This is a genomic window from Caproicibacter sp. (assembly GCF_046707225.1).
Classification (GTDB): domain Bacteria; phylum Bacillota; class Clostridia; order Oscillospirales; family Acutalibacteraceae; genus Caproicibacter.
The window spans coordinates 24,291-35,359 of the sequence record NZ_JBJKOP010000049.1 but is presented as its reverse complement, the minus strand read 5'-3'; the positions used below and the strand labels follow the sequence as shown (position 1 = coordinate 35,359).

9 protein-coding genes are annotated in these 11,069 nt (G+C 49.6%); all 9 read left to right on the top strand.

The features are described 5' to 3' along the window. Positions 1–159 precede the first annotated feature (159 nt). Positions 160–393, top strand: a complete 234-nt coding sequence (locus tag ACLQ3M_RS13930; protein ID WP_411678296.1) for a hypothetical protein — start codon at positions 160–162, stop codon at positions 391–393. Positions 394–548: 155 nt separating this feature from the next. After that, on the top strand, positions 549–1,475 hold the full coding sequence (locus ACLQ3M_RS13925; protein WP_411678297.1) for a DUF1861 family protein: 927 nt from the start codon (positions 549–551) through the stop codon (positions 1,473–1,475). 20 nt (positions 1,476–1,495) lie between these two features. Continuing rightward, complete coding sequence (locus ACLQ3M_RS13920; protein WP_411678295.1) at positions 1,496–2,776, top strand: ABC transporter substrate-binding protein; 1,281 nt, start codon at positions 1,496–1,498, stop codon at positions 2,774–2,776. Positions 2,777–2,835: 59 nt separating this feature from the next. Then, complete coding sequence (locus ACLQ3M_RS13915) at positions 2,836–3,765, top strand: carbohydrate ABC transporter permease (RefSeq protein ID WP_411678294.1); 930 nt, start codon at positions 2,836–2,838, stop codon at positions 3,763–3,765. Continuing rightward, a complete protein-coding gene (locus tag ACLQ3M_RS13910; protein ID WP_066648174.1) occupies positions 3,762–4,622 on the top strand; it encodes a carbohydrate ABC transporter permease in 861 nt (286 codons plus the stop codon). Before ACLQ3M_RS13915 ends, ACLQ3M_RS13910 begins: the two co-directional genes overlap by 4 nt. 85 nt (positions 4,623–4,707) lie before the next feature. Next, complete coding sequence (locus ACLQ3M_RS13905; RefSeq protein ID WP_411678293.1) at positions 4,708–5,769, top strand: glycoside hydrolase family 130 protein; 1,062 nt, start codon at positions 4,708–4,710, stop codon at positions 5,767–5,769. A 23-nt stretch (positions 5,770–5,792) separates the two neighbouring features. Further along, positions 5,793–6,890: a LacI family DNA-binding transcriptional regulator gene (locus ACLQ3M_RS13900; protein ID WP_411678292.1), complete on the top strand. Its 1,098-nt coding sequence runs from the start codon at positions 5,793–5,795 to the stop codon at positions 6,888–6,890. Positions 6,891–7,162: 272 nt separating this feature from the next. Then, positions 7,163–9,559 (top strand): GH36-type glycosyl hydrolase domain-containing protein, encoded by a 2,397-nt coding sequence (locus ACLQ3M_RS13895; protein ID WP_411678291.1) that lies wholly within the window; start codon positions 7,163–7,165, stop codon positions 9,557–9,559. 57 nt (positions 9,560–9,616) lie between these two features. Next, on the top strand, positions 9,617–11,041 hold the full coding sequence (locus tag ACLQ3M_RS13890; protein WP_411678290.1) for a phosphoglucomutase/phosphomannomutase family protein: 1,425 nt from the start codon (positions 9,617–9,619) through the stop codon (positions 11,039–11,041). Positions 11,042–11,069 lie beyond the last annotated feature (28 nt).

Here is an 11,069-nt window from a genome sequence, read left to right as displayed (position 1 = left end):
TTGTTATGCTCTAAGAGCTTTTCATTTTGTGTCACAACTAAATTCTAAAGCAAAAAGCCGGAGCAGCCAATACCTTTTGGTATGGTTGTTCCGGCTTTTTTCGGCGCTGTTTTGCAACAGCCCCTTTTTTGTCCAAAAGACCGAAAGGAGATTTTTAATATGCTGCGGCAGATCAAAGTCACCGTCAGAAATTACGAGCGCGAACACTTCGCGGAAAGGAGCGCTACATGTGGAGAACAATCTGACCTTCACGAAGAATGGAGTTTACCTGAGATTCCCGACCTGACGATCACGGATCAGACGGAGAGCATCGGAAAATACGGGAGGATGCGGAAGAATTACCGTCGCTTCCTAGAAAGTGGAAGTGACACGGGACTTAGCACTGCAAATTAAAGTAAAATAGAGTTGAATTCAAGCAGAGAGTTGTCTAAAGTGGTAATAGAAGAGATCTAATAAATACAAATTTGTTAATATTTTGCGCTTTTCCGCACCTGAAAAGCGACCGAGTTGTAAAATTCGGTTCCAAGGGGGAGATAACGGTGACTACGATGCGGACATGCCGGCAGCTTTTAAAAGAATTTCCTTATCGCCAGCTGCAATTTGCCAATACAAAGCTTCCGATCCGGTTAGAAGGAAAAGATAAACGTGATGTTTATAACATTTCCTCACCTTTTTTCTACAACGGAAGGGAATTACTTCTGGGAAGAGCGGAATTCAGGGACAGCGAAGATTCCAGCATCATATTCCTGCGCAGGAGCGCCGGAATATGGATTTTGGATGAACAATATCAGCCGCTGGACCATTTGCAGGATCCATTTTACTGTATGATCGGCGGAAAAATGATAATCGGAGGAGTGGAAGTTTATCGAAATCAGGTAAACACACTTACATATCGCACCGTGTTTTACCGCGAAACAGCTCCGTTTCAGCTTCAGAGGTTTGCCTGTGGGCCGGAACATATGAAAGATATCCGTCTGCTGGAACTGCCAAACGGAAAAATTCTGATTACGACAAGGCCGCAGGGGGCGGAAGCGGGCAGGGGGAAAATCGGTTTTACGGTGATCCGTTCGCTCGACGACCTGAATGACCGGTCCATTTCCTCCGCCCGAATTTTTGAGGATCAGTTCGCAAAGGAGGAATGGGGCGGTACAAATCAGCTTCATCTGCTGAAAAATGGGAAAATCGGTGTTTTGTCCCACATTGCAAATTTCGATCCGGAGGGTAACCGGCATTATTATTCAACTTGTTTTTTGCTTGACCCCAACAGCGGGAGACACTCGCCCATGAAAATCATTGCGGTTCGTAAAAATTTTGAAAACGGTCCCAGCAAGAGGAATGATTTAAAAGATGTCGTGTTTGCCGGCGGTCTTGTGAGGCAGAAAAACGGAACGGCGCTGCTGTATTGTGGCGTTGGCGATACGGAGGCGCACTGTATTACAATATTGGACCCATTTTTGAAATGGGAGAAAATATAAAATGATTAGGAGGATTTAGAATGAAAAAAATCTGGCGGAAGATAACAGCGGTTTTCATCACGGCGGCCATCGCGGCAGGGTCGATATCCGGATGCGCTTCGTCAACGGGCGGTGCCTCGACGGGCGGCGCAGCGGGCCAATCAACCGAAAAAGCAAAGCTGACGGTTTCCACCTGGGCCGGAGCCGATGAGCTAAAGCAGATGCAGTCGATTGTCGATAAATTGAATGCAAATTCCAAGGATTATACCCTGACAATTCAAAGCATACCCGCGAACTATTATACAAAAATTCAAGCGATGATTTCCGCAAAGCAGGCGCCTGATTTAATGTGGCTTTCGCAGGAATACATACCAATGTACGCGAAGTTGGGCGTTTTGATGGACATCACGGACAAGGCCACGCAGGATTCAAAAGTCAATTTGAGCAATTATTTTGATGGGCCGCTGAATACGGCGAAATACAAGGATAAACTGTACGGGCTTCCATGGATCAGCCAGCCGGTTGTGATGTACTACAATGAAGACCTGCTGAAATCCGCCGGCGTGGATTTACCCAACGGGAACTGGTCATGGGAAGATTTCCGGACTGCGGCGAAAAAGCTGACTAAGGTAGATTCAAGCGGAAAAATAACGCAGTGGGGCACGGTAATCGACGGCTGGCCTCCGGTACAGACTTGGATCTGGGCATACGGCGGCGAAACGGTTGACAAGGACGGAAAAATCCTGATCGATTCCCCCGAGTCAATCAAGGGCCTGACGGAGTTAAATAAAATTTTGCGGGACAATGTCTCCCCAACGCAGGAGCAAGCGCAGAATATGGGCGATGCAGATTTGTTCAAGACCGGAAAAGTAGCCATGTTCTTCGGCGGTGCCGGCGACGACCTTGAAAAGCAGGTTGGCAATAAATTTAAGGTCGGGATGGCTGAAATACCGCACGGAGACAAAAAAGTCACGTTCAGCTGGATTGCTTCCACCGTCATATCTTCGCAAACCAAAAACCCTGATGCGGCATACGAAGCTCTGGTCGATCTTACGAACGCAACATTCCAGTGGAAGGTGGTACCGCCGATTCAGGACGGTTTTGATATGATTCCCAAAAATATGCCGGAAAAAGAATATGCGCTCGACGTCATCAAGAAATCCTCGCAATATGCCAGAGGGTTCAATAATCAGGAAAAAGAAACCGAAATAGATACCGCGATCGGCGATGAGCTTTATACTCCTTTGATTAACGGCAAGAAGACGCCGGAGCAGGCCGCAAAAGACGCGGCGGCGAAAATCAAAACGATTACAGGCAAGTGATTTCTATACACTAAGCTGGTTTCAATATCAGCTTAGTGTTTTGTATCGGAGGAAATGTAATGAAAAAGGCCCTGAGCCGAAACGCTGGATTTTTCTTTGTGGCGCCTTGGGTAATTGGGTTTATCGTTTTTACGGTAATCCCGCTGTTTCAGGCGCTGTACCTGGGATTTACCGATTCCAATTCCATTACGGCACCAAATTTTGTTGGATTCCAGAATTATATCGATTTGTTCCATGACGAAGATTTTTTAAGTTCGCTGTTTGTGACCGTTTGGTATGCGATTTTCGCGGTGCCGCTCGGTATCGCGGCCTCACTGTCTTTAGCGGCGCTTCTCAACTGCAAAATCAGGGGCGTGTACCTGTTTCGTACCATTTTATATTTGCCGGCTGTTGTGTCCGGTGTGTCGATCGCGTTATTGTGGAGATGGATTCTTGACAAGGACATGGGACTGCTGAATATGCTTTTGGCCAGAATTGGCATTCAGGGGCCCGGCTGGCTGTCGAACCCTAACTGGGTATTGCCGTCTTACATATTGATCGCGCTTTGGGGTGCCGGAGGAGGAATTCTGACCTATCTTGCAGGTCTTCAGGATGTCCCGAGATCCCTCTATGAGGCCGCAGACCTTGACGGTGCCGGCTGGTTCGAAAAATTCGTCAAAATAACCGTGCCGATGTTGACGCCCGTCATATTTTACAACCTGATTATGGGAATTGTCGGCGCGTTCCGTAAGTTCAGCGACGCTTACATTATTGGCGGCGCCGGGAATCAGGGAAGGTTCTACATGGTTTATTTATATCAAAACGCATTCAACTATTTCAAGATGGGTTATGCTACCGCCATGGCGTGGATCCTGTTTCTGATCATTCTGGTCCTTTCGCTTCTGGTTTTTAAATCTTCCAACCTGTGGGTATTCTACAATGCGGAGATTAAAAAAGGCAAAAAGAAATCAAAACGCGCCCCACACGGAAAAGAGGGGGGATTGTATTGACAGTCCAACGCAGATCTTTAAGCAAGTCAAAAAAGCTTCTGATTCAGAATTCAGTGCTTTACGTTGTGTTGACATTGGCTTCCATTGTGTGTATTTTACCCCTTTTCTGGATGATATCAACTTCCCTGAAATCGGGAAACGTGATCTTTGAGGTTCCGCCGCAGTGGCTGCCCGACGGATTTCACATTGAAAATTATGGGAAGGCCCTGCAGGACATTCCTTTCATGCAGTATTTTTTGAATTCTACGATCATATCGGTTACACGCCTTGTGGCGGAGGTGTTTGTTTCAGCGTTTGTTGCATTTGGTTTTGCAAAATTTAATTTTCCGGGAAAAAACATTTGGTTCCTTCTTCTGCTGTCAACCATTATGCTGCCGTCGGAAGTGATGCTGATTCCTGTCTTTCAGATGTTTACCCGCCTTGGGTGGGTGAATACGTTTTTACCGTTAACGGTTCCGGCTTTTTTTGGCGGGCAAGCCGTGTTTATCTTTCTGCTCAGGCAGTTTTTTATGTCTCAGTCGGACGAATTGATGGAAGCCGCAATGATCGACGGGGCAAACAAGTTTTCCGTGTTTGTAAAAATATACTTACCGATTTCGAAACCGGCGTTGATTACGGTGGCGATTTTTTCCTTTCAGGGTTCATGGAATGACCTGATGGGCCCGCTGATTTATCTGAACGACAGCAAAAAGTTCACACTGCAGTTAGGGCTTGCCATGTTCAACGGTATGACGAAAGTTGAGTGGGGACCTTTGATGGCGGCTTCCGTACTAACATTAATTCCGGTCTTGGTCATTTTCTTTGCAGCTCAGAAATACTTTGTGGAAGGAATCAGTTTTTCAGGAATCAAGGGGTGATTCCTGATTCGCCCTAAGGATTCGCGCCGTCTGGGCAGGCACGGGTGTACCTCGGCATCATATTACATATATTGGAGATTGCTTCATGAAAAGATGTATCAGAAATCCGCTAATCACGATCGAAGATGTGAAACCAAGCAGGGAGGGCCTCCGTGTGGAGGGAATCTTTAACTGCGGTGTCTGCCGGTATCAGGATGAAATACTATTGGTTTGCCGGGTTTCCGAATCGGCAGGCTTTACCAGCCAAAGTGTAAAAATTCCAATCATGGTTCAAAACGGTTCCAATATGGCGATGAATGTTGTGGAGGTGGTGAAGGCTGAGCACCCGGAATGGGATTTTTCCGATTCACGCTCAATCAGGCAAATAACACCGCATGGGTTAAAAACAGTCTATCTGACGTCCTTTTCCCATCTGCGTCTGGCGCGTTCCAGAGACGGAATCAATTTTACGGTAAGCGACTCCCCGATGGTTCAGCCTGTATTGAAAGAAGAGAGCTGGGGGATGGAGGACCCGAGGGTTACCCGGGTGGGAGACACTTATTACATAAACTATACGGCAGTCAGCCCGCAGGGGCCCGCTACCGCCCTGTTGAGCACGAAAAATTTTGTTGATTTTAAGCACTGCGGAGTCATTTTTGCGCCTGAAAATAAAGATGTTGTCATTTTTCCAGAAAAATTCGGAGACTTGTTTTATGCGCTGAACCGTCCGGTCAGCGAGGCGTTCGGCACACCGGAAATGTGGATTTGCGAATCCCCGGACATGATTCACTGGGGAAATCAGCGGCATTTTTGCAGCGTATCCGGAAACAGATGGGAAAGCGGGCGAATCGGCGGCGGGGCGGTTCCGTTTCGCACGGAAAAGGGCTGGATTGAGTTTTACCATGCGGCTGATGAAAATAATCGCTATTGTATCGGCGCCATGCTGCTTGACGCAAATCATCCGGAAAAAATTCTGGCCCGAACGGGAAATCCTGTTTTTGAGCCGGAAATCGGTTATGAAACAAGCGGCTTTTTCGGCGATGCTGTTTTTACCTGCGGCTGTTATCAAGATAGTGATAAAATTGTACTGTACTATGGGGCGGCGGACGACAAAATATGCCGAGTCGATTTCACTTTGGAGGAAATTTACCGGTCTTTAAAGTTATGACGATTTGAAATGAGTGATTCAAATTGAAACACCGAATTACCATGAAAGACATTGCAAAGGAATTGAACCTGTCGGTTAACGCGGTATCTTTGGCGCTAAACGACAAAACGGGGGTGGGCAAAGAGACAAGAAATTTGATTATTAATAAGGCGGAAGAATTAGGGTACTTTTCAGAGAAGACACGATACAAAAAGGCTCTGGCAAACAAAAATATCTGTATTTTAATTAAGACGCAGTATTTCAGAAATTCGGATTTTTATTCCAAGGTACTTTTAGGGGTTGAAGCGGAGGCGAAAAGAAACGGTTACGAAATCCTGATTAATTTTACGGACGAGCTGATCAGCGTGCCGGATTGTGTAAAGGAAGGCCGTGCCTGCGGACTGATCTCGATTGGACAGATCAGCGACGAGTATTTGATTGAATTAAAGAAACAAGGTCTGCCAATTGTCGTTGTCGACCATAATTCCATGGCTGGATCGATCGATTGCGTCCTTTCCAATAATAAACTGGGCAGCTACCGTGTGAGCCGTTTGCTGATCGACAGCGGTTACCGGAGAATCGGATTTTTCGGCGACTTAAATTACTCCATGAGCATTAAAGAGCGCTTTTTCGGGTATCAGGAGGCAATCCACAGTTTGCCCTCTGTTTTTGGCTACCCCGATGTCAGCAGATATGTGCTGGCATATTCTGTCCTTGAGAATGTCGAGCAATCTGTCATTGAGCATGATGTTGACAAAATAGTAAGTCAAGTGAAAAGCATCCGGCGGATGCCGCAAGCCTTTGTCTGCTCCAACGACGATGCCGCGGGTCAATTGATTCTCGCGTTACGGCGGCTGGGGTATCGCATCCCGGAAGATATTGCGGTCGTCGGTTTCGACAATACGGCGCTGTCCACTGTGATTTCCCCCAGGCTGACTACCGTGAACGTTCACAAGGAATTTATGGGACAGGTATCCGTGCAGCGGCTGATCTGGAGAATGAGCCACCGGGACGAACCGCGGGAAAACATTCTTCTGGACGTGGAGATCGTTGAACGTGACAGTATCAATAAACAAAAGAGAAAATTTGATGCAGGCGGAACTGATTCGGTTTCTGTAGCAATACAGAATTGCGAAACATGATTTCTTTGACTTAAACAAAAGGAGCGTCCGGCGGGGCCAAACATAAATCAAGCTCACCTCTTTGAGGTAGGCTTGATTCACTATGCCATTGCGGGCTGCCTGGAAATTTTCAGGGCAGCTATTTTTGTCGGACAAAACAGACGTGAAGCTTCCGCCGCGCGTTATTCCAAAAAGCTACACAAAAATATGCAATTAATCGCAACATCTGCTATTCATTCCGTTTTCCGGGTGCCTTATAATGGGGTCAGAACCGTTCCGGAAGGAGAATGTTCATGCGGTACGGATATTTTGACAACCAAAACAGGGAATATGTCGTCGACCGTGTCGATACGCCGGTTTCCTGGACGAATTATATCGGCGTCAACGACATGTGCGCCGTGTTGAACCAGACGGCGGGCGGGTATTCCTTCTATCAATCGCCTCAATATCACAGGATTACGCGCTTTCGCCCGAATGCTCCGATGGAAAGCCCGGGTCACTGCGTTTATCTGCGCGACGACGATACGGGGGAATACTGGAGCATTTCCTGGCAGCCGGTGGGCGTGGATTTGAACCGCGCGAAATATACCTGCAGGCACGGACTGTCCTATTCCAAATTCCTTTGTGATTATCAGGAAATCAGAGCTACCCAAACGATTTTGATTCCTCTGAATGAACCGGTCGAAATCTGGGATGTCGTTCTGGAAAATGACTCGGAACGGCCAAGAAGACTCAGCTTGTTTTCCTATTTGGAATTTTCATTTCATCAGATCGACATGGATAACCAGAATTTTCAGATGAGTCTGTATGCCGCGGGTTCCGATTATGAGGACGGCGTGATCGAATATGATCTCCATTATGAGGAACAAGGCTATCAGTGGTTTGCCTCCAGCTTTGAGCCCGACGGCTTTGACTGTTTGAGAGACAGCTTCCTCGGCAGTTACCGCAATGAGCGGAATCCGCAGGCGGTGGAGCGCGGGGAATGCTTCGGCAGCTGCGGAACAACGGGCAACCACTGCGCTGTTCTTCAGAAAAAGCTGACGCTTTCGCCCGGAGAAAAAACGCGCGTTGCCTTTTTTCTGGGGGAGGGAAGACGAGCGGCTGCCGCGCCGTACCGAAAAAAATATGCAAACCCGGAAAATATCGACCGTGCGTTTGCCGACCTTGCGAAATTCTGGGACGACAAGCTGACTCGTTTTCAGGCTCGAACGCCGAATCACGGAATGGATACCTCTCTGAATATCTGGAACCTGTATCAGGCGGAAGTGAATATCATGTTCTCGCGGTTCGCCTCTTTCATCGAGGTGGGCGGCAGAACCGGCCTTGGGTTCCGGGATACCTCGCAGGACGCCATGGCGGTTCCGCACTCGAACCCTCAAAAGTGCAGGCAGCGCCTGATGCAGCTGCTGAGGGGGCTTACGTCCGAGGGCTACGGACTTCATCTGTTCCAGCCGGAATGGTTTGACCCGGAGCGGAAGGGAGAACGGCAGAGCTTTCAATCACCAACCGTGATTCCAACACCGGACCGGTCCGAGATCGTCCACGGAATCAAGGACGCCTGCTCCGACGACGCGCTCTGGCTGGTTGGGTCGATCGTCGAATACATCAAGGAAACCGGCGAGGTTTCTCTGCTGAATGAAACGGTGAGTTATGCCGACGGCGGGGACGGAACCGTCTATGAGCATATGAAGCGCATTCTTGATTTTTCCGGCCGTGAAATTGGGCCGGACGGAATTTGCAAAGGACTGCGGGCGGACTGGAACGACTGCCTGAACCTTGGCGGGGGGGAAAGCGCTATGGTCTCGTTCCTGCATTTCTGGGCGCTCGACGGGTTTATTCAGCTTTCCCGTTTTGTAGGAAAAACACAGGAAGCGGAAATATACGCCGTTATGGCGAAAGCGGTGAAGAATGCCTGCAACGATCATCTGTGGGACGGAAAATGGTACATCCGCGGCATCACGGAAAGCGGCAGGAAAATCGGCACCTGTTCCGACCGGGAGGGGAAGGTTCATCTGGAATCCAACGCCTGGGCGGTTCTCTCCGGCGTTGCCGACGGGGAGCGCGGTATGCTGGCCATGGATTCGGTTGACAGATATCTTTACACCCCTTACGGGTTGATGCTGAACGCGCCGTCCTACACAAAACCGGACGACGAAATCGGGTTTGTGACGCGGGTTTATCCGGGCGTTAAGGAAAACGGATCGATTTTCAGCCATCCGAATCCATGGGCCTGGTGCGCGGAAGCGAGACTTGGCCGGGGAGACCGGGCAATGAAATTCTACAACGCCCTTTTGCCGTATGATCAGAATGAAAAAATCGAAATCAGACAATCCGAACCGTACTCCTACTGCCAGTTTGTCATGGGGAAGGACCATCCGGCGTTCGGCCGGGCCAGGCATCCCTTTATGACCGGGTCCGCGGGGTGGGCCTATTATGCCGCCACGCATTATCTGCTTGGCGTGCGGCCCGATTTTGACCGCCTCACGATTGATCCCTGCATTCCAAAAGACTGGGCGGAATTCGATGTTGTGCGCGCTTGGCGCGGCGCCGTTTATGAGATTCATGTGGAAAATCCGGATCATGTCTGCAAAGGGGTCAAAAGGCTGGAGCTTGACGGCAGCGCCGTCACGGACGGCATACCTGCACAGCAGGCCGGTTCTCGGCATAAGGTTCTTGCCGTGCTGGGCTAAAAAATAAAACTGCCGCGCGTGGGGGGGCCTTGCGCGCGAAGAATCGCGGGGGTAGATATGATTAAGTTTGGCACCGGCGGCTGGCGTGCGGTCATCGGCGAGGGTTTTACGAAATCAAACGTTCAGCTTTTGACAACCGCCATCGCGAAAAAGATGACGGATGAGGGGAAGGCCGAAAAAGGCTTTGTGATTGGATACGACCGGCGTTTTCTCTCCGACACGGCGGCGTGCTGGGCGGCGGAGGCCATGGCGGGGCGGGGCATTCCCTGCCGCGTGATTCACCGGGAATCGCCGACTCCGCTTGTCATGTTTACCGTGCAGCAGGAGGGGCTTCCTTACGGGATGACGATTACCGCCAGCCACAATCCGGCCGTTTACAACGGAATCAAGGTGTTTATGGAAGGCGGCCGGGACGCGGACGAACTGCTGACGAGCGAGCTGGAACGGTATGTTCTGAATACCGATGAGTCTGAAATTAAAACGTTGCCGTTTGAAGAGGGCCTGACAAACGGAGCGATTCAGCTCATTGACCCAATGAATCAGTATATCGACAGCATCATCCGGTCTGTCAACATGGGGGCCATCCGCAGTGCGGGACTAAAGGTAGTGCTTGACCCGATGTACGGCGTCAGCAGGACGGCTCTTCAAATGATTCTGATGACCGCCCGGTGCGATGTGGAGGTCATTCATGAGCGGCATGACGCGCTGTTTGGCGGGAGGCTTCCCGCCCCGAACGACAAGACGCTGACGGGATTAATCAGTTATGTAAAGGAAAAACACTGTGACCTGGGAATCGCGACCGACGGCGACGCCGACAGGCTCGGCGTGATAGACGATCAGGGGAATTTCCTGCATCCCAACAAAATTCTTGTGCTGCTCTACTACTATCTGATGAAATACAAGGGATGGCACGGCGCAGCGGTTCGCAACCTTGCGACAACCCATATGGTGGACCGGATTGCGGAGGATTTCCGCGAAGTCTGCTATGAAGTTCCCGTCGGCTTTAAATATGTTTCCGCCAAAATGGCGGAAACGAATGCGATTATCGGCGGCGAGTCGTCCGGCGGGCTTACCGTGCGGGGGCATATTCAGGGGAAGGACGGTATTTACGCGGCGTCCCTGTTGGTCGAGATGATTGCCGTCACGGGCCGGAAACTCTCGGAAATCTATCGGGAGATTACCGACCGGTACGGAACCTGCGAGATGATCGAATCCGATTATCGGTTCGGGCAGCAGGAAAAAGAGCGTGTTACCAAAATCTTATTAAGGGATAAGCTGCTGCCGGAATTCCCATTCTTGATCGAAAAGGTCTCCTACCTGGACGGCTGCAAGGTCTATTTTAAAAACGGAGGCTGGGTGATTGCCCGGTTTTCAGGAACGGAGCCGCTTCTTCGCATCTTTTGTGAAATGCCGACGATGGAAGACGCGGAGAACGTCGGGTACATTTTGAAAAATTATCTTTCACTTGGACAGGACAGCTAAAATCGGCTGTCCTTTTTCCGCCTTGGGT

What these genes read in the sequence shown, in the direction of transcription:
- ACLQ3M_RS13930 (WP_411678296.1), top strand. Translation starts at nt 160, where the DNA reads ATGCTGCGGCAGATCAAAGTCACCGTCAGAAATTACGAGCGCGAACAC.
- ACLQ3M_RS13905 (WP_411678293.1), top strand. Translation starts at nt 4,708, where the DNA reads ATGAAAAGATGTATCAGAAATCCGCTAATCACGATCGAAGATGTGAAA.
- ACLQ3M_RS13895 (WP_411678291.1), top strand. Translation starts at nt 7,163, where the DNA reads ATGCGGTACGGATATTTTGACAACCAAAACAGGGAATATGTCGTCGAC.
- ACLQ3M_RS13920 (WP_411678295.1), top strand. Translation starts at nt 1,496, where the DNA reads ATGAAAAAAATCTGGCGGAAGATAACAGCGGTTTTCATCACGGCGGCC.
- ACLQ3M_RS13925 (WP_411678297.1), top strand. Translation starts at nt 549, where the DNA reads ATGCGGACATGCCGGCAGCTTTTAAAAGAATTTCCTTATCGCCAGCTG.
- ACLQ3M_RS13890 (WP_411678290.1), top strand. Translation starts at nt 9,617, where the DNA reads ATGATTAAGTTTGGCACCGGCGGCTGGCGTGCGGTCATCGGCGAGGGT.
- ACLQ3M_RS13915 (WP_411678294.1), top strand. Translation starts at nt 2,836, where the DNA reads ATGAAAAAGGCCCTGAGCCGAAACGCTGGATTTTTCTTTGTGGCGCCT.